Below are 21622 nucleotides of genomic sequence, written 5' to 3' on the forward strand. Positions count from 1 at the left end.
CACACGGCGCGTTCGCTGCGCGCTGTCATGCGGCCCCGGCAGTCCGTGCGGGCCGACGCCATGACGTCCTCGCGCCTCGCGTGTGCCACCTCGACACCAACGGGCCGCCCGGAGGGAGCGGCACCACCCGGCCGGGAACGGAGAACCTGCGCCCCGACACGCCTCTTGCTGATCGCGGTGACGAGCCGGGCCACCGAGGCGAAGTCGAATCCGGGCGGCATGACTCCTGGGCGGGCATGGAACGCAATCAGCGCAGTCACCTCGCTCACAGCACTTGACGCACAGAGGCGTCAAGAGGTCCGGGTCACACAGCGACCGAAGAACCGTCCAGCCTCCACCAGATCATCCACCAATAGTTGAAATATGCACCGCAATTCGCCCACTGGTCGATTTCTTGGCATGCTTCCACGCCCGCAGAGGATCGTCAACTATCAGATGACAAGGCGTAGTAGAGTTCAACTGCCCGTCGCACGGGGACGCTTGGGGGCAGGGACACATACGGCCACAGGAGGGCAGCATGACTGGGGCGTCAGAGCAGTCGAAACTTGCCACATGCCTGGACAGCCTGTTTTCCAGAAGCCGCCCCCAGGGGAGGCGGTGGACAAACAACGAGGTTGCCGACGCGATCAAGAAGAGGCACCCTCACATACGCGTCAGCGGGAGCTATCTATCAGCGCTGCGAAACGGCTCGCGCACACACCCCTCACAGGAACTCCTGTCAGCGCTCGCGGAGTTCTTCGGCGTTTCGCCGGCCTACTTCGTAGACCCTGACCACGCGGAGCGAGTGAACGCCCAGCTCGTAGGGTTGGAGATGCTGGGTCAAGCAGGTGTCCGCGGAGTCGCCCTACGAGCGATGGGCCTGCAACAGGACAGCCTTGATGCGATCACAGCCATGCTCGATCAGGTGAGAAGGCTGCAGGGACTACCCCCTGTGGAGGAGTGACGCATGCGTGCCGCGCAGACGGAAGAAGCTGACCAGGTTGCCCACGAGCCCGCACGCAGACCAGAATCCCTGATTCGCCGCCTCCGCCGAGTCGACGGATCCGGCCCCGCAGCTCCAGGCGCCTACGCGGCCACAACTTAATAACCACGAGAGAAAGGAGGGAAGAATGCTGAACCAGTACCGCATGGTCCGCCCTCGGAGCCGAAGAAGAGGGTTCCGGTTGAGGGATTCCTCTGCGCCGGCAGAGAGCGCGCCGTCTCCGCCCACGCCCCCTCATCTTCCCTCGTTGAGTAGGCGTGCCTGGTGTCGCCGATGATGAGACACAGCCACCATCGCAATCTTGCGCGCCTGCGCCGTAGTTGTGAAGCCCGACTGGCCGCGTTGACACTTCCCGCATCATGCGACATTGCCGAGTTATGTGCTCTTCTGAGCGAGCAGCGCGGCCGTCCGCTCCATTTGGCCCCGGTCGCCATGCGGGCCGCGCAACCGTGCGGACTTTGGATAGCCTTGGACTCAGCCGACTTCATCATTTTCGAAGCCAAGACTACACGTCCTCATCAGGAACACATCATCGCACATGAGCTGGCTCACATAATTTGTGGCCACCGCAGCAGTTCCCCTCTCGATGAAGCTACCGCCCGATTGATGTTTCCTGATCTGAATCCGGCACTCGTTCGAGACATGTTGGCGCGTACGGAATATTCCGAAATTCAGGAACAAGAAGCCGAGATGACGGCGAGCCTGATCATCGCCACTCGGATCGACCGCGCCACTCCCCCACTTCCCTCCGCACAAGGGACGCTGGGCGGGGCCTTGGGAATCACTCAGGCTCAAAGTCGGATATGACGCTCAGTCAACTCCAGAGCTTCGGAACAGACTTGGAGACCGCAGGCGTCGCGTGCATGTGGGTTGCGCTGGGACTACGAGCTCCGGCCGCCGTGCGGTCAAGCAAGCAACGCCCGCTGTGGCTGGCGGTCTTAGGCGCCGCAGCTGCACTCACGCTCCATCTGCCATGGTTCACCGAGCTCTTGCACCAAGCCACCGGCCCCACGCACCTAACCGCTTTGGCCCGGAACCTGTTCGGCGTCCTCACCTCTGCCGCTGTGCTGGACTTCGTGCTCCTCGCAGTGCGAGGCCGTCACACGTACGGGCTCTACGGTTCATCGGATTACGACTCTTCGGGCTCAGTGCAGCATTTGCCGGAAGCTACTGGCTACTCAGTGCGGCATACATCGGTGTTCGACACTCCTGGATTCCTCCGATCACTCCACTTCTGCCGGGCTGTTATGCCTTCTCAAGGGCGAGCGCGATCTGCGTGCCCCTGGGGGCCTCAGCGGCCGTCGCGCTCAGGCGGGTACGGACCCTATGGCAACTGTGGCCGTTATGGCGAGACTTGGTCAACGCGGTGCCCGACGTCAGCTTGGCGCAGACCCGCCAACGCAGCCTTGCTCTCCTGCAGCATTCCGGCCCGCTGGACCTGCGCCTCTATCGGACAGTGATCGAGATTCGTGACGCGATTCTCGATCTACGTGCCCACATCCCCCACGCGATACTGACCGAGGTCCGGATCCGCCTGGAACGCGAAGGCGCGCCGCCCGCCGAGGAGGACGCCCGTGTGACCGCCTGTTGGTTACGCATCCCCCGACGCATGAAGGCTGAAGGCACACCCCCACTACGCGGCGATCTGACCGCGCCGGTCCTCGGGGGTACGGACTTGCCCGGCGAAATCGAGTTCCTGCGCAAGGTGGCCAAGGCGGATGCTTCACCCCAGATCCGCCGAATCGCCGCTCACCTGAGTCACTCAATCGAGAAACACTGAGACCGGAGATCTCGTCCGACATGGAAATTCACGGCATCTGCAGCGACCAGTTCAGCGCAGTACGGGAGACCTTCGCGGGCTCTCTGCACAGCGGAGCGGACGTCGGTGCCTCTGTGGCGATCTACCTCGACGGCGAACCTGTTGTCGACCTCTGGGGTGGGTACGCCGACCGAGAACGTACCCAACCATGGCAGCGTGACACCATCACCAACGTGTGGTCCACCACGAAGACGATGACCGCACTGTGCGCTCTCGTTCTCGCCGACCGTAACGAACTCGATCTGTTCGCACCGGTCACGAAATACTGGCCCGAGTTCGGCGTCGCAGGAAAGAACCGCATCGAGATCCGGCACCTGCTCAGCCACACCGCCGGGCTCCCCGACTGGGATCAGCCGATGACACTCGACGACCTGTGCGATTGGGAGAAATCCACCACCTTGCTGGCACGCCAGTCGCCCCGTTGGCAACCTGGCACAGCGTCCGGCTACCATCGCTTCACCCATGGATTTCTGCTCGGCGAGGTTGTTCGCCGTATCTGCCGGCAGTCAATCGGCACGTTCTTCGCAGAGCAGCTCGCTGCCCCGCTGGACGCCGATTTCCACATCGGCCTCGCACCTGAAGACGATCAGCGTGTCTCCGAGGTCATCCCCGCATCCGGGCCCGCTCCTGCTGCCAACCCACGGGTAACCATCCCCGTCGGCGCATACGTGACGGCCCAGGACACTTGGAGCACTCAGTGGCACCGCGCCGAGATCCCGGCCGCAGCGGGCTACGGAAACGCACGCTCTGTGGCCGCTGTGCAATCGGTACTCACCTCCAGCGGCCATGCCTCCCAAGCGCCCCTTCTCTCCGAAGCCACTCGCCGCGCAGTGTTCGATGAGCAATCCCACGGTATCGATCTTGTGCTCGGTATCCCCCTGCGCTTTGGTATCGGCTACGCCCTGAGCTCGGACGACGCGCCGGTCCGTACAGGCGGTCTCCGCACCTGCTACTGGGGCGGAAGAGGGGGATCGCTGGTCGTCAACGACCTCAACGCACGCATGACCATCGCCTACGTGATGAACCAGATGACCCACCTCGGCCTCACGGACCCCCGTGGCCAGGAGCTCCTACAAGCCGCCTACAGGTCACTGGACCCTTCTGGATCCCTTCGGGGTTCCCGCGAGCCTTCCAGTGGTGTGGCGAGTCAAGAGGGGAAACCTGCCTGACGATCGCCGGGTGGACGTGCACGCGGCCGCCGGCAGTGCACAGCGAGTGCACATGCTGGTGCCGCGAGGGCAAACGAGTCGGAATGTACGCAACGGACACATTCGATATGCCGCAAAATGCCGCGTGAGCTGCAAGCATTGGCAGCACGCCGCGCACCCGGGCACATCGCGTGCACATGAGCCGAACGCCAACTGCCTCTGAACGTTCGAGACATCAGCACCGTATGTACGTGCTTCGGCGATCATGACCCCAACCCCCATCCTCTCAACCGCTCCGGCCGTACCGCTGCCGTGCCGCCCTGGGCACCAACGCGGCTTCCGGCAGCCCTGGATGGGCCGGCGTGCCGTACAGCTCTTCGAACGAGGCAGGGGCGTGCTCCCAGTCCACCTCCCACACCAGGTAGCCGTACGTGTCCAGCGTCTCGGCCAGGTGTGCGTGTCGCATACGAGCCTGAACCTTGCGCGGCTCGATCCCCGAGGCGATCAGCTGTTTCGCCGACCCCGCACAGTCCGTGCACCGCGTGCACAACAGCCTTCCCGGGCCGGGCGAACGCCTCCTCCAGTGCGTGCAGTTCGTCGAGGCGGCCGACGAACAGCCCGGGTGAGATGTTCGAGACTCCGCCGTCCGCAGCATCGGCGGGAATCGGGGTGTACGCCTCGGGCGGGAGCACGAACGCTTGCTCCGCCTTGACGGTTCGCGTCGACGAGCCGGTCACGTCGCCGCCGACGACGATCGCGCCGTCACTTCCGTGCGGTCCGGCGGGTCTCATCGATGGCTGCGGCTGTTTCCTGCGTTTCCACGTCATGGCCTGTACTCGGTGTGTGAGTCGTCGGTATTCCCGCCCGCGACGACGATGGCGCCGTAGCTGCCCGCTATTCCCGGCGCCGTGCTGCGTGGCCCTGCTGCGGCTGTCGGTGCGGTGTAGCGGGTCGAGGAGCCGGTCACGCTCCTCCGCGCCACAATCGCCCCCGCTCCCCAGTCACCGCCTCCATCGTCCCCGGCGGTGGGGAGGCGGGGGGTACTGCCGGGGGGCGGGGCGTGCTTGGCGTGCGTAGCTGCCACAGTGCCACCCCCAGTGCGGCGACCCCAGCCGCCGACCCGACGACGCCCCAGGCTTGACCGGACCCCTCTGGGTGCGCGGCCGTCACCCACATCAACAGGCCCACCGCCGCGCCCGCCTCGCGCGGAGCAAGCCCCCACCAGCACACTCGCTGCCAGACCGTCATGCCCCATATTCACCGCCCTAGAACACCAGGGCTAGGTCGTGGAGCACGCGTAGTGACAGCTACCGTCGACCAGCTTCACGTTGCTCTCACCGAGCAGCCTGACGAGCGACCGGATGTGTGCGGGCACTGCTTCGTCGGCGAGGACGACCTCGATATCTCCCGCTGAAGGCTCCCCATGCGTGACTCGGGCACCGGTCCGCCCGTCAGAGGAAGTGCGGCCTGAGCGCCCGCGTTGCCACGTCAGCTCAACACGCAGAACTTGACAGGAAAACCAGTCAGCGATCTCCTCTGGCGTGGCACTGCCACGGCTGGACCATCTGGGGCGGGCCCGCCGTCCACCGGCCGAAATGGGACCCGGAGCCGTCAACTCCCTTCCAACTGCTCGCAGATGGCCGGGACGAAGGCGTCGAGGTCCTTCGGCGTACGGGAAGTGATCAGCGGGTAGTCGCCGTCCGGATCGACGACGACGGCCTCGTCCACCCAGCTCTTGGCGCCGGCGTTGGTGATGTCGGTCCGCAGGGACGGGTACGAGGTGAGGACCTTTCCCCGCAGTACGTCGGCCTCGACCAGCGCCCATGGCCCGTGACAGATGGCGGCGATCGGGCGGCCGTTCGCGGCGAAGGCCTTCACGGTGTCGACGGCGGCCGTCTCCAGGCGCAGGTGGTCGGCGTTGAGCGTGCCGCCGGGGATGAGCAGGAGGTCGTGCGGGGCGGCGCCGAGGGCTTCGTGGGAGACGTCCGGGTCCATGCTCTCCCCGGGGTCCTTGTCCCCTTGCAGCGTCTGGACGGGGTCCGTGCTGACCGCGGCGACGGTGACGTCGGCACCGGCCGCGCGCAACTTCCGCAGCGGGACGAACAGTTCGTCCTGTTCGACGCCGTAGTTGGTGACGAGGGCCAGAACGCTACGGCCTTCGAGTCGTGGGCCTGTCATGGGAGTTGCCCTTCTGTGCGATGGCGATGCCGGCTGCGGGTCAGCCGCTCGGGTACGGATGGTTCCTCAGGAGCTGAGCGAGGTGGACGGCGTTGACGGCGAGTGTGTGCGTCGTGTCGGCCACGGCCACCTTGCCGTACATGAGGGGGCGCCCTTGGTCGTCGGTCTCCGACGAATCGACGTTCAGCCGTTCCAGGACCCGCTGGCAGATACTGGAGGGGTGCCCCAGCCAGATCGGGGTGGCGATCGGGACGATGTCGGCCTGGAGCACCTTGTCGCGCAACGCCGGCCAGGCGTCACCCTCCCCCATGTCCGTCCCGATGCCGGGACGGACGTCATGGTCGGCGACACGGACCGTCTCGGTCGCCACCCCCAACTTGTCGAGCTCGGCTGCCACTTGGCCCGAGAGCAACTGGCTGCTGGACGGGGCGGGCGAGGCGCTGAGCGTACAGACCAGCGAAAGGGCGCGCATAAGAAGGCTTCTCCTTGAACGTGGGCGGGAGGGACTGGTCAGTCGGGCAACGGGGTGCGCAGGGCACTGCGCCCCTGGTGCCACGCGGCGAGCAGGCTCGCGGCGAGGCGGTCCTCGAGAAGGACGGTGGCGCGCACGCCGAACGCGACGTCGGTGTCGAGTTCCGGCTCGTAGCGCAGCAGCCCGCCAGGGCGCCACGCAACGAACGGTGCAGGCCCAACAGGGACATCAGGTTGACCGTGGCGAGGGCGGCGGCGGTGACGCGGGCCCCGCACCGTGCGGCCTTCACGGCCGCCGCCCCCGTGCCCGTGCCGATCTCCAGCACGCTGCGCCCCGCGACGTCCTCGTCCCCCAGGGCGTGCAGCAGCAGCCACGCGTCGGCCTGGGGTGCGTAGACGCCGTACGGGGCAAGGATGCGGGCGGGGGCGCGCGGCGGCGCCGGGGCATGGGGCCGTGCCGTCGTCGACGACATCAGTCCGCCAGCCGCGGCAGGACCTCACTGCGGTAGAAGTCGAAGAAGCCCTGCTGGTCGGGCCCGATCTGGCCGACGTACACCTCGTCGAACCCGGCCTCCGGGTACGCCTTGACAGCTGCGACGTGCTCGTCCACGTCGTCGCCGCACACCATGCCCTCGGCGACGGCCTCCTCGGTCACGAGCGTCGCCGCCTGCTCGAAGTGCGCCGGGTCCGACAGCACCTGCCCCAGCTCCCCCGGCAGGAACTGGGTCGGCCACAGCCGGTGAGCCGTCTTGACCGCCTGGTCACGGTCGGTGCCCCAGCACACCTTCACGCCCCCGAGCACGGGCTTCTGCCCGCCTCCCGCACGCCGGAACTGCCCCACCAGATCGGTGTCCGGCGTCATCGTCACGAACCCGTCCCCGATCCGCCCGGCCAACGCCGCGGCCTTGGGCCCGAACCCGGACACGTGGATCGGCACGGGCTCGTCCGGCACGGTGTACAGCCGGGCGTTCTCCACCGTGTAGTGCTTGCCGCGGTGCGTGATCTCATCCCCGCTCTGCAGGATCCGGACGATGTGGACGGCCTCCTCCAGCATCTCCAGACGGACGTCCACCGCCGGCCACGCATCACCCAGGATGTGCTCGTTGAGCGCCTCACCGCTGCCCACACCGAACCGGAAGCGGCCGCCGGTGAGCACACCCGAGGTAGCGACTGCCTGAGCATTGACCGCCGGATGCATACGGACGGTGGGGCAGGTCACGAACGTCGTCACCGGCAGTGACGTCACCTGGGCGAGCGCACCGATCATCGACCACACAAAAGGACTCTGCCCCTGCTCATCCGTCCACGGGTGGAAGTGGTCCGAAATCGCCAAGCCGGTGAATCCCGCCTGTTCGGCGGCTCGTGCCTGCTCCAGCAACTCGGCGGGCGTGAACTCCTCGCTCGCCAAGAAATAGCCAAAACGTGTCATCGCCTGCGTCTCCTCGCTGCATGACCCGCGCGACGCCGAAGATCTCGGACTTTTCGCGGCCTCAAGCGGGTCTCGTGGTACCCCGCACGCCCCTCGCGCCGCCCCTATCAGCCTGCGCGCACGCGATCAGGGTCGCCACACGAGCGGGATGGAGTAACCCGAGTACCCCCAGCTCGGACGACAAGTCATGACCTTTGCGCTGCGGCAGGCTGCTCCCGACGGCCGCGTACGGGCACTGCTCGGCGCCGAGCGGGCGACTGCGCCGCCGTCCCACCATGGCCGGAGGCGGCCCCTTGCGGAGGGTCGCGTCCGGGCCCGAATGCCACCCCGGGCGTGGTCGTTCGTCCCATCATGCCGACGTTCCTTTCGATGTCCGTAAGGATCTTGCTGCGGGGGCCGGGTTCCCACGGCCTGCCTACGGAAACCGAGGCTCCGACGCGGCCTGGGCCCCGGCGGGTCCTGGGGCGACAGCAGACCCCGCCAGGGGCCCCGCATACCTGGATCACCGCCACCGGCCACCACATTCCTCGTGATCGGCCCTCGTGAAACGCCCCGGCTACGGCCTGAGCAAGCAGTCCCAGAGCAGTACGAGACCCCCACCCACCGAAGCACACCTCGCTGATGTCCTGGCTCCCATGTGTGAGGTCACGACCGGAAGACTTGACGTGCCACGTTCACTTGACCACGCGGACGGTACGGAACTCGGGGTCAGCGGCGTCCGGCAGATTCATGCCGGCTTTCACACCAGTCCGCAGGTAGGCGAGGGCAGGCTCCGTCAGCCGTTCGCCGGGCAGGATCGCCGGAATGCCCGGCGGGTACGGCGTCACCATCTCCGCCGCGACGCGACCTGGAGCCGCGCTGAGCGGCACGTCTTCCGTGCGGGCGAAGAAGGCGTCGCGCGGCAGACATGCCTGCTCCATCCGCAGCCCCGCTGCAGAGGGCACCGCCACCTGCGGCTCCTCGTCCCAGTCCGCCGACGCGCGGACGACCGCGCGCAGTGCCTCCAGCAGAGGCCTTGTGGTGGCGGGACCGTCGGCATGCGTGATCTGGACATTGATACGCCGGTGGTCGGCCAGGTGCACGCTGATGGAACGCCGCTCGCGCAGCCAGTCCGCCACCCGGTACCCCGACACGTTGCGGGCGGAAAGGTCCACGACGACCGGGAGGGGGTCGAAGTCGTCGGCAAGCCCGGGCCCGCAGAAGTCACGCCCATCGTTGACGTGCAGGCCCTCGATCTCCTCGATGCCTGCGCGGAGTTCACCTGCGGTCTTCAGCGCGTGGCTGATCAGAGCATGGCCGTTCAGCGCCATCTGCCGACGCCAGCCGTCCAGGGCCGCGTAGATGAGCACGGAAGGGCTCGTGGTTCCCAGGAGGTCCGCCCGGTTCTTCAGTGCCTCGGCCTTGACGAGGTCTCCCTGCAGATGGAAGACCGACCCCTGTTCCAGGCCACTGCCCATTTTGTGAATGCTCGTCACGCAGACGTCCGCGCCCGCGTCCATGGCCCACGTGGGCAGGTCCGAGTGAAAGGGCAGATGGGCGCCCCATGCCTCGTCCACGATGAGCGGGCGGCCCCGCCCGTGACACACCTCGGCGATGCCACGCAGGTCCGCACTGCTTCCGTACGGCGTGGGGCTGGTCACCATAGCGCCCCTGGCGCCGGGGTGAGCTGCGAAGGCATCCGCGTAGTCCCGCGCGGCGGGAGGGTGAGCCAGATGGCGCTCCTCGTCCCAGCGCGGCTCCACCCACACGGGCTCGATCCCCGCCAGGATCAGCGCCGCCACCACCGATTTGTGGGCGTCCCGGCCGATCAACAACTGCTGTTCCGGGCCCGCCACCGCCAGCATGGCCGCCTTGACCGATAGGGAACTTCCGCACGTGGTGAAGAACGTGTGCTCGGCGTGGACGGCATCGGCCATCAGTTGCTCGGCTTCCTGAAGGTAGCCGCCCCGCAGCCGCCGGTCGTCCAGACCGCCTGTCGCCAGCAGATCGTGCTCGAAGACCGACTCCCCCAGCACGAGCCGGACGGCAGGGTCCACTCCCCGTCCCTGCTTGTGCCCCGGCGGCGAGAACGACAGCATGCCCCGCCGACGGTAGGCGTCGACAGCTTCCAGCACGGGGGCTCGCGAATGGTCCAGCGACATACCGACTGGGTTCCCCAGCTCCCAGCACCCTTAACAGACGGCCGAGCCGCCATCGCCCCCCTGACGGGATCCGACGCCACCGCAGGCAGAGCGGACAAGGCCCGACCCCCTTCGGCACGATGCCCACCCTGTACGCGCGAGCGTGCTCGGGCCGAGGCGGGGCACTTCGAGCGCTGGCAGCTCACATGGACTCGCCGGTTCGAGCAGGCGCTTTCGGCCGAGGGTGCGCCCATGGAAGTTCCAGCACTCCGGGAAGCCTCAGTTACTCGTGACCGCAAGGCCTCCGTCACTGGTGGCCGCCGGGGGCGGACCCGGCACGAACCGGAGCCTCTGCCCTCTGCCCCCCCCGACTCGCCAGCCCCGCGCCGCGCGGGGTCAGGGGGGTGCGAGGCGGTCGAGTTGGGCGGCGAGGTCGGGGTGGGTGGCGGCCAGGTGAGGGCGAGTCGCGGTCAGCGGGGCGATGAGGTCGGCGGGATCGTTGTGGGCGAGAGCAGCGTGCAGGTCGCTGAGCGGGCGGCGGGCGGCGGCGGGCAGGTCGGTGAGGGCGGTGATCTGGCCCGCGAGGCGGCGCAGATCGGCGGCGTTGTGGCGGGCCCAGGTGGCGGTGGTGCGCTTGGTGGCCCGGGCCTGGCGGGTGGCGGTGACGCGCTGTTCGCCGGTGGTTCCGGCGGGGCCGGGGCGGCCGCGCAGGTAGCGGCGCTCGGCGGCCTGGCGGCTGGTGACGCCGAGGGGCTGGGCGAGGTCGGCCCAGCTGGCGCCCGCGTCACGGGCGGTTTCGATCAGACCGGTCTCCCATCCGGCGAGCTGTTCGCGGACCTGCCGCAGCAGCATCAGGGAGGCCAGGGCCTGCTCCGCACCCGGCTCGGCGCCGGGGCCCCCAGGGGTCTCGTGCTGGGCTGTGCGCAGGGCGTCGTTGATGGCGTTCAGGGCCGCCGCGGCAGCGAGAAACGACGCCGGGCTGTGGGCGTCGGTGCTGGTGGTGGACGGCTGATCTGCTGTGGTCACGGCACCTCCCTCATCGGTGTCATCACGTCGACGACATCATGTTTGTCATCCATTGGATGACATGTTACAACGGTGTCAGTGCAGCGCATTGGCAGCAACTGCCTACGACCCGCTGGAGGTGTTTCACGATGTTGATGCGCACTGATCCCTTCCGTGAGCTGGACCGCCTGGCGCAACAGCTGATGGGCCCGGGCACCTGGTCGAAGCCGTCGGCGATGCCGATGGACGCCTACCGCGAGGGCGACGAGTACGTGGTGGCCTTCGACCTCCCCGGTGTCGCTGCGGACGCGATCGACGTCGATGTGGAGCGGAACATGCTCACCGTCAAGGCCGAGCGGCGCCCGGTGGCGAAGGCCGACGAAGTACAGATGGAGCTGTCCGAGCGGCCGCTGGGCGTCTTCTCCCGCCAGATCGTGCTCGCCGACACCCTCGACACCGAGCACATCAAGGCCGACTACGACGCGGGCGTGCTCACCCTGCGCATCCCGATCGCCGAGCGCGCCAAGCCCCGCAAGATCTCCATCGGCGTCGGCGCCGACCGCAGGGAGATCTCCGGCTGACAGCGGCCGGCCGAACGGGTGCGGAGGACAGGCACCCGATCTCCCCCTCATCCCCCCGTCCTCCGCACCCCTGGACAGTCCGAACAGGAAAGGGGCGGCCGAGATGACTCTGCGACGCGAAGCGTTCCTCGACCATGTGAGAGAACGCGGTGAGTACGAGACCGTGCAGGAAGCGGAGCGGGCGGCCCGCGTGTCCTCGCCCTGCTCGGCGCGCACCTGGTCGGCGAGGTCCGGGCCAAGCTCGCCGCACGCCTGCCGGAGGGCTTCGCCCTGATCCTGCTCAACCCGCTGCAGAGCGCCGAACCGCTGCCCCCCGAACGGTTCGTCCGCGCGACCGCGGCCTGGATCGAAGGCGCCACCGAGCAGACCGCGACCTGGGACGTCAGCGCCGTCTTGTCCACGGTCGCCGACACCGCCGGCGACGACCTGATGGGGCAGATCCTGCTCCAACTCCCCGCCGGCTACGACCTCCTCTTCGGCCGTCCACAACCCACCTGACCAAGACCTGGGGTGGTGCCACACCCCTGGGCGCCCCCCGTCCCGGCTCCGATGAAAGGCATGCACCGCAGTGATCACCGACGTACGCGCACCTCAAGAGCCCCAGCAGCCGTACGGGACGGCGTACGAGCAGATGCTGGAGAAGGTCCGCTATGAGGGCGCCTATCCCACCCGGGAGAGGGTCGAGGAAGCCGTCCGGCTCGTCCTGGGAGGGCTCGGGCGTCAGCTGACCGGCGACGAACGCGTCGATCTGGCCGCCTGCCTGCCCCTGGAGGCCGCACGCGTCCTGACCGCGCAGATCCCCGACCCCCAGCCGCTGACCGGCTGGGCCTTCGTCAAGGACCTCGCCGCCCGCTCCGGCGCCTCCCTGGCCACCACCCGCTGGGACACCGGCTCCGTCTTCGCCGCCGTCACAGCACATGCCTCCGCCGACCTGATCACCCGCATCCTGGACCAGCTTCCCAACGGCTACGCCCTGCTGTTCGGCCGCGCCGAACTCGCCCCGGCCTCCTGAGCGGGCACGCGGAGTCATCGCAGAAGCCCGCGCCGCGCTTCCCGAGGCCCGTACCGCGACGGGCGTCGTTGAGCAGTTTCGAGCGCACGCGGATGCCACCCCGGGTCATGAACGAGGCGCCGACACGTCACGGTCGTCCGTCTCGGCCCGTGTATAGCGACCTCTGGCCCAGAGGGGCAACAGGAACCAGCACAGCACGTACCAGAAGAGGATGATCCCGACGAGGACCGGTACGAGCCCGTCATGCATCGCCACCCGCAGAACCAGCAGGAGCGCCGAGGTCAGCGTGCAGAGGAGCAGGACGAGCCCGACCATGGTGAGACGAGATGCCCAGCGCACCGCCTGCGGTTTTATCCGCCGCCCGCTGACCAGCCGGTGGAACGCGACCGGCCCGATCAGTGCGCCGGTCGAGGCCGAGCCGAGCAGGACCGTGGTCACGTAGATCGTGCGGTCGGTGGCGGACAGATCCGGGAAACGTGAGGTGAAGACCACGGTGAGCAGGAACCCGAAGAGGATCTGCACCCCGGTGAGGGCTACCCGCATCTCCTGGACGAGGTCCACCCACATGCGATCTGCTCGCTGTTCGACGGACTCACGGCGACCACCCCGAGGCCACAGCTCCCGCCGTGTTTCTCCCATGACTCGGGGTCAGTCGACCTTCGGCCCGTGCCGCTGGGACGCACGGACCGTGAAGGAGTGGCCTGCCGGATCCGAGAACAGACGTGCCTCCGTGGGCCCGCCACGGCCCGACGCGTCGATCGGAGTACCGCCCAGGCCCACGATGTGGCGTTCGACCTCATCGAGGTCGCCGGAGTCGACGAGGAAGTCGACATGGGCCTGGAGCGAACCCTCGGGCCTGGGCCAGCTGGGCGGGGTGGCGTTCAGATCCAGACGGAACCCCATGCGCAGCCCGCTGGGCGCCTGGATGTCGGTGCGGCTGCCACTGGTGTCCGGGCATGGCTCGGCGTTGAGCAACTTCAGGTAGAACTGGGCGAGTTCCTCCGGATTCGAGCAGTCAAGCACGATCGTGCCCTCGGTGATCAGTCCCATGCCGCCTCCTTCGCTCGTGCATCGAGTGTCCGAGGCGGCACCCGACAAACCGGAACCGCGCGCAAACGCCGTGGCCCGATCGCACCGCGCCGGACATCCGCTCGGTGCAAGCCCACCTCAGAAGGCGAGCAGGGAGTCGTCATCGACGTTCGCCCCCGGCAGCCGGTGCCGCGCCGCAATGAGGGCCACGTCGATGTCCCGGGTGCCGGTACTCACGCACAGCGTGTAGGCGATGTCGTCCATGCGGTTCCGCACGTCTTCGGTACCGTTCTCCGCCTGCAGGACACGCAGGGTGTCGTACTGCTCGACGAGGTTGGCCAGAACAGCGGGGTGCGCCATCAGCATGGTGACTCCTTCGATTGTCTCGCACGGCGTCGAACTGTGCCGCCACCCCTGTACCCCCACTTCGCGCGCGCACGCCCCCGGTGCGAGGGGGCGATGTCCGGCTCCGGGATTCTCACCTGTCTGGCTCTGCGATTTCCGCCGGCTTTCGGGTACACCACCTCAATGCACCCACAGAGTCATACCGTCCTGGCTGCCTCCGGCGGCGCCTCGCTGGCCCTCATCGTCGTCGGCGTCGTCGTGGTCCTCGGCCTCCTCGCCATGTTCGTCGCAGGCCGCCGCCGCGCCGCCCGCCGCACCCGCAGCACACCCGCCCACGGCGGCAGGCCACCCGGCGCAGAGACTCAGCGCGGTGACACCTGGCAGACCCCCGACGACGACCCCGACCAGGGAAACCCCCAGCGCTGACCAGAGGTCATGAGCGGCAGGGCGTGAGCGCCTCCGCGACGGCACCGACGTTCGTGGCGCCGCCGCCGAACGCGACATCGGCCGCACGAACTGCACGAGCTGGGCCTCGCGAGGCCCGTCGTCAGCTCTTGCCGCGGCCGGTGAGCAGGTCGCGGGCCCGATCCACCAGTCCCAGGCCAGGGCCCAGCAGTTTGTTGCCGGGCGGCGTGGACGGTCCGGCGGGGTGCGGACGCGTGGGGGCCGTGTTTTTCGCGGAGCGGACCTTGTCTCCCAGTTCGTCCAGGCCCTCCGGGGTCCAGGCCGCGACGAGCAGCGGGAAAAGCCGGGCCTCCTCGTCGCGGACGTGCTCGCTTACTTCGAGTTTCAACCGGGCCACCAAGTGGTCGAAGTCCGGGTCCGTCGCATCGAGGCCTTCCAGGTCCTTGAGGAGCTGTTCCACCCTCGCGTGGTCCGCGATCTCCTTGTCCGCGATCTCGTCCCCGCCCGGAACATGCTCGCGCACCGCCGGGTACAGATGGACTTCCTCGGCGACGGAGTGGCGCACCAGCTCGATGGTCAGTTCGTCGGCCAGCTTCCGGCGCTGCTCGTCGCCGACCGGCTGAGATTCGATCTTCGCGAAGAACTCTTCGACCTCGTGGTGGTCGATGGTGAGTTCCATGATCACGTTTCCGCCGTGCCCCATGGCAGGGCTCCCTTCGGTGTCACTGTTTCGCTGTCACTGTCCGGTGTGATGCGCTTGCCGACCCGGTCGCTACCGGTTGGGGCGCGCCGCGCTGATGTCTGCCAGCGCCGACTCCGGGTCCCGTTCCATGGCCAGGTCACCGAGGGCGACAATTCCCACCACCTTGCCGCCGTCGACCACCGGAACCCTGCGGATCGAATGCTCACGCATTCGTTCCACGACCAGACCCAGACGCTCGTCCGAGCCGACGGTGACGACTTCCTCGCTGCACACGCTGACGACCGTTGTCCTGTCCGGGTCGGCGCCTTCGCCGAGCACCCGGACCACCAGGTCCCGATCGCTGACCAGCCCACGAAGTTCGTCCCCCTCCATCACCAGGACGGCCCCGAGGTCTTGATCGCGCATGAGTCGGGCCACATCCCGTACGGAAGTGAGCGGTTCGACGGCCGCCGGTGCGCCCGTCATGATGTCGCGTACGTGCTGAGCCATGCGTCCTCCTTCGTCCTCTTTCGCCAGGTTCCGCGCCCCGGGTACCCGGGGCGATGTGCTCCATTCGCACCATCGGAATGCCCGGCTCCGCCCGCCAGAGGGCCTGACGGCACGAGCGGACTTCGGCAGGAGTCCCGGGTCAGGAGACCCGCGTGTAGAAGGCCCCCGCTCGGGCACCCGGGGGCTACACACGCCGACCGAACCGACCTGGTCGGCCGAAAGGAACAGGTGGCAACGCATGGGTTGGCTGAAGTCAGCACTCACGCGGCTGCTCGGCCGCAAGAGGGAGGCTGACGGCATCGCGCTGGGCGACGAACGGCTGCGAGCTGAAGGGCGGCGACAGAAACAGCGACAAGGCCACGAGGCGCGCGCAGCGAGTCGTGGCAGGGGCGGCAGGGAGGACCGGTAGCCCCTGGTGCCGTCCCAGGGCTGCCGGACGAGATCCCCTCCATCGCCGAGGCCCTTGCCGATCGACGAGCGCAAGCGCATGGGCTTCGTCCACGGCGCGCGCGGCGATCATGCCGAACACGGCCTTTCCATAGGGGTTTCCTCCGTTGCCGCTGCGAGTGATTCTTCAGTTGACGCTGCGGATGATGTGCGCTTCCGGATCCGACTGATCCGTGGCCACGCACGGCCCATGAGCGAACGGCCCGTCACCCGCGCGGGCGGTCGCCTTCGGCTCCTGCTCACAGCGGAACCGGTCCTCCTGCGATGTACGGTCGATCACACGTGCCAACGCGGGCTCCATGGTGCATACACCTCTTCTGGTGATCCTCTGCTCGTGACCCTGGCGGGATCCCCGCCGGTCGCCCGTACGGGTCCCCACCCCTCCTGGAGAGAAACCATTCCGCCGGGCAGACGCCCCTCCCTGGTCGCTGAACACGGCGTTGCGACGTGGCTCACGGGCGCAAGGCCGCGTGGAACGGGTGGCGGGGACGAGCGCCGGTCCGCGGACTGTGGCGTCGCTCAAGGGGTACTCGCCCGGCTCCGACTCCCCACGGGGCACCGGAAGGACAGATCTGATGATCGACAGCACCCTCCCCCTCCTCGTCCAGGGCTATGCCTGGCTGCCGGACCTGCGGCGGCGCAGCCGAGGCGACCCTCTGTGGACCCGACTGGCCGGCCGACGTGCCCTCGCCCTCCACGGCAGGGAAGCGGTGCGCTGGTTCTACGACGAGCGAAACGTCGTACGACAGGACGCCCTGCCGAGCGCCCTCCTCGACACCCTCTTCGGCCGCGGCGCCGTGCACACCCTCGACGGGGAGTCCCACCGCACCCGCAAGGCGATGTTCCTGTCCGCGCTCAAGGACCCCGGTGCGGTACGCAGCCTGGCCGAGCGAGCTGCGGCGGAGTGGGACAGTACGGCGGCTGACTGGGCGGACAGGGACCAGGTAGTGGTGTTCGACGAAGCCTCCGAGGTCTTGACCCGATCCGTCTGCGCCTGGGCCGGAGTGGCGCTACCGGATGAGGCGGACGTCGTTCGGCGGACAGCCGACGACCTGGTGGCGATGGTCGATGGCTTCGCCACCGCGGGCCCCCGGCACTTCCGGGCCCGCCGCGCCCGCAAACGCCAGGAAGCACGCGTCGCCGACCTCGTGCGGGCCGAGCGGGAACGCACCCCGGTGTCGGCAACCGCGCACCCGGACGGCGCCCCGACCGCGCTCTCCGTGGTGGCCCGCCACCGGGACTCGGACGGCACCCTGCTCGACCCGCACACGGCCGCCGTGGAAGTCCTCAATGTCATCCGGCCGACCGTAGCCGTCAGTTGGTTCGTCACCTTCGCCGCGCACGCCCTGCACCGCTGGCCCGAGCACCGCCGACGCCTCGCGGCGGGCGGCGCCGAAGAGGCCATGGCGTTCGCTCAGGAGGTACGCCGGTTCTATCCCTTCGCGCCGTTCGTCGCGGGCCTTTCCACCGACGAGGCGCAGTGGCGGGGCCGGCGAGTGCCAGCCGGGACGATGGTGCTGCTCGACCTCTACGGTCTCAACCACGACGAGAAGGTGTGGCCCGCCCCGTACTCCTTCGACCCGGACCGCTTCCTGGGCCGGTTGCCGGACCGCGACGCGCTCGTCCCGCAGGGCGGCGGCGACCCCGCCACCGGGCACCGCTGCCCGGGCGAGGACGTGACGCTGGCTCTCCTCGCCACGCTCGTCCCGAGCCTCGCCCGGCTGTCCTACGAAGTGCCCGCCCAGGACCTGACCATCCCGCTGCGCCGCATCCCCACGCGGCCGCGCAGCGGGATGGTCCTCTCGGACGTGGTCGATCCGGACAAGGTTCAGCCGCCTTCCACGCCGGTGGACTTGTGAGGCGATCCGACCGGCTTCGATTCGGGCGAGCCCCGTTGGCGCAGATGGACGGAGAAGATGGCCATCGATGCCACGGCGAGCAGCTCGGACTGCCAGTTCTGCAGGCTGCGGCTCCAGAAGTCGGCGCCCAGGACGTACTCGCCCCATCCGATCGGCTGCTGCAACTGCCGCAGGCGTTGTTCGTTGTAAGCGGCGGCTCCGGCCACCGACTGTGCGATCCAGGACAGCAGAAACAGCCCGGCCATCAACACACCTAGGGAGCGCGAGTACACACTCTGGCGCCAGCCCCCCGCGCTGGCCCAACGGGGCGAGTCCGATCGCGCGTAGCGTCCGATCCGCTGTTGCTTGTCGGTCTCGGTGCCCGCTCGGTCCATCTCCTTGGACTCCGGTGAGCCGCGTTGCAGCAGCCACACCGTGCCGAAGATGAACAAGAAGAACTGGAGGTACTCCGACTGCCAGTTCTCGGTGACGTCGACAGCGAAATCCGAGGTCGCCAGATAGTCGGCCAGGCCGATCGGAGCCAGGCCGTCCACCCTGAGCTCACTGTTGAACTCGGCATGCCCGGCAAAGGCTTGTCCGGCCAGGGCGAGCAGGAAAGCGGTGCCGAAGGCCAGCGACAGACCGTTCTCCCGCACGAAGGTCCGCACCTTCGATGTCATCGCTGCAACGCTCCCACCGTGGTGAAATACGCGATGCCCAGCACAACCACGCCCAGGCAGATCACGAACATGATCCGCACGGGATCAACTCCCCTTCATCGAGCACTGGTACGGCCGATCTCCCTGGGGCCTGCAGCCCGCAGCCACGACCTTCCAGCCATCGGGAAACTGCGAGAGGAACACGGTGTCCTTCTCCAGCACGACGCGGGCTTGTCGGCCGTGGACATCGACGTGTCGACCGGCGCCTCCGTAGGGCAGGTCTTCACCCAGCACGGAATCAGCGCACGACGCCTGCCGGGAGAGCTCCAGCTCCTCTCGAGGGCCCGGCGCCAGAGCCCCGCACAGCGAAGCGGCATCGCCTTCGCGGACGGCCTGCTCGAAGCGGGTCACCACGGCTCGGGCGGCCTCTCGCCGCGCATCGACCGCGCCGCAACCGCTCATGGCACAGGCCAGGGCCAGAGCAGATGCCAGGATCCAGCTTCCGCGGTCACATCTCACCCTGCCTCCCGGCGACGAGACTCTGCGTGATCATCCTGTGTGGGAGAGGCCATCTCCGCGTTCGACACGCCTGGCCCTCATATCTCTGAGGCTCACCACTGCCGAGTGCCGAGCTCCCGCTCGCCGGAGTTTGCACGGAGTACACGTGCGGGAGGAAACTGGTATGAGGGGCCTTCTGGTTACTAGGAGGCGTCATGATTGTTCTCGGCGTAATCCTGCTGATCATCGGTTTGGTGGCCGGCATCGGCATTCTGTGGACCATCGGGATCATCCTGGTAGCGGTCGGCGCCGTGCTGTGGATTCTCGGCGGTATGGGCCACGCTTTCCGCGGCCGACGGCACTACTGGTGACGTAAAGCGGCATGGCGAAGTGATTCACCATGGCGGTCAGGGGCACCCGGACCGCCACGGAAGTATTCGGCTGCTTTCCGAGCAGGTACTGCGTGATTTCGATAATTCGAGAAGCTGGGCGCGGCGGCCGAGACGGCTCGCGTCGCCGACCACGGCGTACGACCCGGTATCGGCACGGGCACCCATGCCCCCCAGCGTGGTGAGCGCTGCACGACGACACCGCGCTCCCGCTCCAGGCGGTCGTCCGGCCGGGCGGTCGTCGACCGGGCCTGCTCCGCCGCGGCACGCGGGCCCTGCACCCGGGCTCTCTCCCCCCCCGCCGGCGACAGAGTGCCCGTGCACTGCCGCATCCCCGGCCGACTACGACACACAGCTGCAAGGAGACACACCGTGCGTGAACGCGCTGCCGTCTTCGACGTGGACGGCACTCTCGTGGACACCAACCACCTGCACACCGTCTGCTGGTGGGAGGCGTTGCGCCAGGCAGGACATCCTGTCTCCATGACGTCGGTGCACGGCGCCATCGGCCTCGGCTCCACCGACCTCCTGGAGCACCTCCTCGGCAAGGGCCGGGACCGGGACGAGGACTCCGCCATCAGCACCGTCCACAAAGCGCTCTACGGCACCTGGCACGAGCGCCTCACCCCCTTCGACGGCGCTCGCGACCTGCTGCTGCGGCTGCACGCGGACGGCTGGCCCGTCGTACTCGCCACCTCGGCGAGCGGCCCCGAACTCACGGCGCTCAAGGCGGCGATCGACGCGGACGAGGCGATCAGCGAGACCGCGAGCGCCGACGACGTGGACACGGGCAAACCGGCCCCCGACCCGATTCACCACGCCCTGGACCTGGTGGGAGCGCGGGCCCGGGGCAGCGTCTTCGTCGGCGACTCGGTCTGGGACATGCGGGCGGGGCGACGCGCGGGCGTCCTTCCCGTCGCCGTACTGAGCGGCGGAGTGTGCCGAGCGGAACTGGAGGAGGCAGGAGCTCAGGAGATCTACAGCGACACGGCCGACCTGCTGAGGAACCTCGACAGCAGCGCGTTCGGGCGGGGCTGAGATATCCGCAGTCCGAACCCGCACTGTTTGCTCGCGTCAAGGCAGGGCAAGCGGAATGGAGTGCTTGGGACCACAGGCGCAGCTGCGGGGAGCAGTGTGCCCGGACACCGGTCCACGCGCTTCTCGCGGTCACCTCGTTGACAGCACGTCTTGAGGAGGACCCCCTGATGGCTACTCGCCACAGGCACGACGACGCCCCTGATACCCAGCAGACCTTCGCACGACTGGCGAGGACCTCGTCGGGCCCGGAACACGACCTGTTGAGCACGGAGCTGGTCGAGGCCTGGCTGCCGATGGCCCACCGCATCGCAGGACGCTTCCGCAACAAGGGAGAGAACCAGGAGGACCTGCGCCAGGTCGCGGCAGTGGGCCTGGTCAAAGCCGTCGACCGGTACGAGCCCGAGCGCGGCCCCTTCGAGCCGTACGCCGTGCCGACCATCACCGGCGAACTGCGCCGCCACTTCCGCGACCACTCCTGGGACCTGCACGTCCCCCGGCGCGTGCAGGACCTGCGCAACAAGGTCCGCAGCACACGCCGCGAACTGATGGACCGGCCCTGCCACACCACCGAACCCGGCATCGAGGAGATCGCCGCGGGAGCCGGGCTGACCCTCGACGACGTCCGTACCGGCCTGGAGGCCCTGGAGAGCTACAGCGCACTGTCCCTGGACGCCGAGGTCGGCACGTCCGACGACGGGTTCAGCCTGTCCGACACCCTCGGCGAGGACGAGCTCGGCTACGACCTCGCCCTCGACCGCGAAGCCGCCAAGGACGGCCTGAGGAACCTCCCCGACCGCGAGCGCACCATCCTGTACCTCCGCTTCTTCGAGGACATGACCCAGTCCCACATCGCCGAGCGGATGGGCATCTCCCAGATGCACGTGTCCCGCCTGATCACCCGCAGCTGCGCACAGGTCCGCAGCTACGCCGACGGCCCATCGCACCGGCGAGCCGCCTGACGCGCTCGCAGCGTCGTGACCACCGGTGTGGAGTGGACGACGTTCGTTCCCTCGGCCCTGCTGCCGGCCGCCACACCC

Annotated in this window: 25 protein-coding genes and 1 pseudogene; 13 read left to right on the top strand and 13 right to left on the bottom strand. The window is 68.3% G+C overall.

The genetic code is table 11. The features are described 5' to 3' along the window. Positions 1-517 precede the first annotated feature (517 nt). The 4 genes from ACFVHO_RS15595 (at position 518) to ACFVHO_RS15610 (ending at position 3970) form a co-directional block, all read left to right on the top strand. Positions 518-943 carry a helix-turn-helix domain-containing protein gene (locus ACFVHO_RS15595; protein ID WP_385713802.1) on the top strand — a complete coding sequence of 142 codons (426 nt, stop codon included), beginning with the start codon at positions 518-520 and terminating at the stop codon, positions 941-943. A gap of 507 nt (positions 944-1450) precedes the next feature. Further along, positions 1451-1789 carry a hypothetical protein gene (locus tag ACFVHO_RS15600; RefSeq protein ID WP_385713804.1) on the top strand — a complete coding sequence of 113 codons (339 nt, stop codon included), beginning with the start codon at positions 1451-1453 and terminating at the stop codon, positions 1787-1789. A gap of 166 nt (positions 1790-1955) precedes the next feature. Continuing rightward, a complete protein-coding gene (locus ACFVHO_RS15605; RefSeq protein WP_385713806.1) occupies positions 1956-2762 on the top strand; it encodes a DUF6545 domain-containing protein in 807 nt (268 codons plus the stop codon). A 20-nt stretch (positions 2763-2782) separates the two neighbouring features. Further along, positions 2783-3970 carry a serine hydrolase domain-containing protein gene (locus ACFVHO_RS15610; RefSeq protein WP_385713807.1) on the top strand — a complete coding sequence of 396 codons (1188 nt, stop codon included), beginning with the start codon at positions 2783-2785 and terminating at the stop codon, positions 3968-3970. A 265-nt stretch (positions 3971-4235) separates the two neighbouring features. Here the strand turns inward: ACFVHO_RS15610 and ACFVHO_RS15615 are convergent, their stop codons facing one another. After that, on the bottom strand, positions 4236-4415 hold the full coding sequence (locus tag ACFVHO_RS15615) for a hypothetical protein (RefSeq protein WP_385713809.1): 180 nt from the start codon (positions 4413-4415) through the stop codon (positions 4236-4238). A 13-nt stretch (positions 4416-4428) separates the two neighbouring features. Between ACFVHO_RS15615 and ACFVHO_RS15620 the strand changes: the two genes are divergently transcribed. Continuing rightward, complete coding sequence (locus ACFVHO_RS15620; RefSeq protein WP_385713810.1) at positions 4429-4575, top strand: hypothetical protein; 147 nt, start codon at positions 4429-4431, stop codon at positions 4573-4575. Between the two features lie 985 nt (positions 4576-5560). Here ACFVHO_RS15620 and ACFVHO_RS15625 read toward each other — a convergent pair. The 5 genes from ACFVHO_RS15625 to ACFVHO_RS15645 form a co-directional block, all read right to left on the bottom strand. After that, positions 5561-6127, bottom strand: coding sequence for a type 1 glutamine amidotransferase domain-containing protein (locus tag ACFVHO_RS15625; RefSeq protein WP_385713812.1), 567 nt, complete (start codon positions 6125-6127; stop codon positions 5561-5563). Between the two features lie 40 nt (positions 6128-6167). Next, positions 6168-6599 (bottom strand): flavodoxin family protein, encoded by a 432-nt coding sequence (locus ACFVHO_RS15630; RefSeq protein ID WP_385713814.1) that lies wholly within the window; start codon positions 6597-6599, stop codon positions 6168-6170. Positions 6600-7070: 471 nt separating this feature from the next. Next, positions 7071-8027, bottom strand: a complete 957-nt coding sequence (locus ACFVHO_RS15635) for a TIGR03557 family F420-dependent LLM class oxidoreductase (RefSeq protein ID WP_385713815.1) — start codon at positions 8025-8027, stop codon at positions 7071-7073. A 674-nt stretch (positions 8028-8701) separates the two neighbouring features. After that, a complete protein-coding gene (locus ACFVHO_RS15640) occupies positions 8702-10168 on the bottom strand; it encodes an aminotransferase class I/II-fold pyridoxal phosphate-dependent enzyme (RefSeq protein WP_385713817.1) in 1467 nt (488 codons plus the stop codon). Positions 10169-10543: 375 nt separating this feature from the next. Then, on the bottom strand, positions 10544-11173 hold the full coding sequence (locus tag ACFVHO_RS15645; RefSeq protein ID WP_385713819.1) for a type III effector protein: 630 nt from the start codon (positions 11171-11173) through the stop codon (positions 10544-10546). 128 nt (positions 11174-11301) lie between these two features. On the opposite strand from ACFVHO_RS15645, the gene ACFVHO_RS15650 reads away from it, so the two are divergent. From ACFVHO_RS15650 to ACFVHO_RS15660, 3 genes and pseudogenes are all read left to right on the top strand, one after another. Continuing rightward, complete coding sequence (locus ACFVHO_RS15650) at positions 11302-11733, top strand: Hsp20/alpha crystallin family protein (RefSeq protein ID WP_385713821.1); 432 nt, start codon at positions 11302-11304, stop codon at positions 11731-11733. Between the two features lie 103 nt (positions 11734-11836). Next, positions 11837-12231, top strand: a pseudogene (locus ACFVHO_RS15655) (DUF2267 domain-containing protein). A gap of 70 nt (positions 12232-12301) precedes the next feature. Next, positions 12302-12745: a DUF2267 domain-containing protein gene (locus ACFVHO_RS15660; protein ID WP_385713823.1), complete on the top strand. Its 444-nt coding sequence runs from the start codon at positions 12302-12304 to the stop codon at positions 12743-12745. A 105-nt stretch (positions 12746-12850) separates the two neighbouring features. Here ACFVHO_RS15660 and ACFVHO_RS15665 read toward each other — a convergent pair whose 3' ends face one another. The 3 genes from ACFVHO_RS15665 to ACFVHO_RS15675 form a co-directional block, all read right to left on the bottom strand. Then, a complete protein-coding gene (locus ACFVHO_RS15665) occupies positions 12851-13384 on the bottom strand; it encodes a DUF6328 family protein (protein WP_385713825.1) in 534 nt (177 codons plus the stop codon). Positions 13385-13393: 9 nt separating this feature from the next. After that, complete coding sequence (locus ACFVHO_RS15670) at positions 13394-13795, bottom strand: VOC family protein (protein WP_385713827.1); 402 nt, start codon at positions 13793-13795, stop codon at positions 13394-13396. A gap of 117 nt (positions 13796-13912) precedes the next feature. Continuing rightward, a complete protein-coding gene (locus ACFVHO_RS15675) occupies positions 13913-14140 on the bottom strand; it encodes a DUF5133 domain-containing protein (RefSeq protein ID WP_385713829.1) in 228 nt (75 codons plus the stop codon). 162 nt (positions 14141-14302) lie between these two features. Between ACFVHO_RS15675 and ACFVHO_RS15680 the strand changes: the two genes are divergently transcribed. Then, positions 14303-14545: a DUF6479 family protein gene (locus ACFVHO_RS15680; RefSeq protein ID WP_385713830.1), complete on the top strand. Its 243-nt coding sequence runs from the start codon at positions 14303-14305 to the stop codon at positions 14543-14545. A gap of 121 nt (positions 14546-14666) precedes the next feature. Here the strand turns inward: ACFVHO_RS15680 and ACFVHO_RS15685 are convergent, their stop codons facing one another. Both ACFVHO_RS15685 and ACFVHO_RS15690 read right to left on the bottom strand, forming a co-directional pair. Next, on the bottom strand, positions 14667-15227 hold the full coding sequence (locus ACFVHO_RS15685; protein ID WP_385713831.1) for a hemerythrin domain-containing protein: 561 nt from the start codon (positions 15225-15227) through the stop codon (positions 14667-14669). Between the two features lie 69 nt (positions 15228-15296). Continuing rightward, the gene (locus ACFVHO_RS15690; protein WP_385713832.1) at positions 15297-15716 is read right to left on the bottom strand and encodes a CBS domain-containing protein; all 420 of its coding nucleotides are present in this window, start codon (positions 15714-15716) and stop codon (positions 15297-15299) included. Positions 15717-16738: 1022 nt separating this feature from the next. Between ACFVHO_RS15690 and ACFVHO_RS15695 the strand changes: the two genes are divergently transcribed. Then, on the top strand, positions 16739-18022 hold the full coding sequence (locus tag ACFVHO_RS15695) for a cytochrome P450 (protein ID WP_385713834.1): 1284 nt from the start codon (positions 16739-16741) through the stop codon (positions 18020-18022). Here the strand turns inward: ACFVHO_RS15695 and ACFVHO_RS15700 are convergent. Both ACFVHO_RS15700 and ACFVHO_RS15705 read right to left on the bottom strand, forming a co-directional pair. Beyond that, positions 17992-18681 (bottom strand): DUF6766 family protein, encoded by a 690-nt coding sequence (locus ACFVHO_RS15700; protein ID WP_385713836.1) that lies wholly within the window; start codon positions 18679-18681, stop codon positions 17992-17994. The two genes, ACFVHO_RS15695 and ACFVHO_RS15700, sit on opposite strands and share 31 nt — an antisense overlap. Before the next feature lie 84 nt (positions 18682-18765). Continuing rightward, positions 18766-19179 (bottom strand): hypothetical protein, encoded by a 414-nt coding sequence (locus ACFVHO_RS15705; RefSeq protein WP_385713837.1) that lies wholly within the window; start codon positions 19177-19179, stop codon positions 18766-18768. A 194-nt stretch (positions 19180-19373) separates the two neighbouring features. Between ACFVHO_RS15705 and ACFVHO_RS15710 the strand changes: the two genes are divergently transcribed. From ACFVHO_RS15710 to ACFVHO_RS15720, 3 genes are all read left to right on the top strand, one after another. Beyond that, positions 19374-19529, top strand: coding sequence for a DUF6131 family protein (locus ACFVHO_RS15710; RefSeq protein WP_385713838.1), 156 nt, complete (start codon positions 19374-19376; stop codon positions 19527-19529). 390 nt (positions 19530-19919) lie between these two features. Beyond that, the gene (locus ACFVHO_RS15715; RefSeq protein WP_385713840.1) at positions 19920-20585 is read left to right on the top strand and encodes an HAD family hydrolase; all 666 of its coding nucleotides are present in this window, start codon (positions 19920-19922) and stop codon (positions 20583-20585) included. Between the two features lie 167 nt (positions 20586-20752). Further along, complete coding sequence (locus ACFVHO_RS15720; protein WP_385713842.1) at positions 20753-21544, top strand: SigB/SigF/SigG family RNA polymerase sigma factor; 792 nt, start codon at positions 20753-20755, stop codon at positions 21542-21544. Positions 21545-21622 lie beyond the last annotated feature (78 nt).

This window comes from Streptomyces sp. NPDC127108 (assembly GCF_042677545.1).
Taxonomy (GTDB): Bacteria; Actinomycetota; Actinomycetes; order Streptomycetales; family Streptomycetaceae; genus Streptomyces.

Excerpts from the sequence above, each read along its gene's own strand:
- ACFVHO_RS15595 (WP_385713802.1), top strand. The coding sequence starts at position 518 with ATGACTGGGGCGTCAGAGCAGTCGAAACTTGCCACATGCCTGGACAGC.
- ACFVHO_RS15720 (WP_385713842.1), top strand. The coding sequence starts at position 20,753 with ATGGCTACTCGCCACAGGCACGACGACGCCCCTGATACCCAGCAGACC.
- ACFVHO_RS15690 (WP_385713832.1), bottom strand. The coding sequence starts at position 15,716 with ATGGCTCAGCACGTACGCGACATCATGACGGGCGCACCGGCGGCCGTC.
- ACFVHO_RS15680 (WP_385713830.1), top strand. The coding sequence starts at position 14,303 with ATGCACCCACAGAGTCATACCGTCCTGGCTGCCTCCGGCGGCGCCTCG.
- ACFVHO_RS15695 (WP_385713834.1), top strand. The coding sequence starts at position 16,739 with ATGATCGACAGCACCCTCCCCCTCCTCGTCCAGGGCTATGCCTGGCTG.
- ACFVHO_RS15640 (WP_385713817.1), bottom strand. The coding sequence starts at position 10,168 with ATGTCGCTGGACCATTCGCGAGCCCCCGTGCTGGAAGCTGTCGACGCC.
- ACFVHO_RS15665 (WP_385713825.1), bottom strand. The coding sequence starts at position 13,384 with ATGGGAGAAACACGGCGGGAGCTGTGGCCTCGGGGTGGTCGCCGTGAG.
- ACFVHO_RS15700 (WP_385713836.1), bottom strand. The coding sequence starts at position 18,681 with ATGACATCGAAGGTGCGGACCTTCGTGCGGGAGAACGGTCTGTCGCTG.
- ACFVHO_RS15635 (WP_385713815.1), bottom strand. The coding sequence starts at position 8,027 with ATGACACGTTTTGGCTATTTCTTGGCGAGCGAGGAGTTCACGCCCGCC.
- ACFVHO_RS15615 (WP_385713809.1), bottom strand. The coding sequence starts at position 4,415 with ATGCGACACGCACACCTGGCCGAGACGCTGGACACGTACGGCTACCTG.
- ACFVHO_RS15650 (WP_385713821.1), top strand. The coding sequence starts at position 11,302 with ATGTTGATGCGCACTGATCCCTTCCGTGAGCTGGACCGCCTGGCGCAA.
- ACFVHO_RS15670 (WP_385713827.1), bottom strand. The coding sequence starts at position 13,795 with ATGGGACTGATCACCGAGGGCACGATCGTGCTTGACTGCTCGAATCCG.
- ACFVHO_RS15605 (WP_385713806.1), top strand. The coding sequence starts at position 1,956 with ATGGTTCACCGAGCTCTTGCACCAAGCCACCGGCCCCACGCACCTAAC.
- ACFVHO_RS15630 (WP_385713814.1), bottom strand. The coding sequence starts at position 6,599 with ATGCGCGCCCTTTCGCTGGTCTGTACGCTCAGCGCCTCGCCCGCCCCG.
- ACFVHO_RS15625 (WP_385713812.1), bottom strand. The coding sequence starts at position 6,127 with ATGACAGGCCCACGACTCGAAGGCCGTAGCGTTCTGGCCCTCGTCACC.
- ACFVHO_RS15710 (WP_385713838.1), top strand. The coding sequence starts at position 19,374 with ATGATTGTTCTCGGCGTAATCCTGCTGATCATCGGTTTGGTGGCCGGC.
- ACFVHO_RS15610 (WP_385713807.1), top strand. The coding sequence starts at position 2,783 with ATGGAAATTCACGGCATCTGCAGCGACCAGTTCAGCGCAGTACGGGAG.
- ACFVHO_RS15675 (WP_385713829.1), bottom strand. The coding sequence starts at position 14,140 with ATGCTGATGGCGCACCCCGCTGTTCTGGCCAACCTCGTCGAGCAGTAC.
- ACFVHO_RS15685 (WP_385713831.1), bottom strand. The coding sequence starts at position 15,227 with ATGGGGCACGGCGGAAACGTGATCATGGAACTCACCATCGACCACCAC.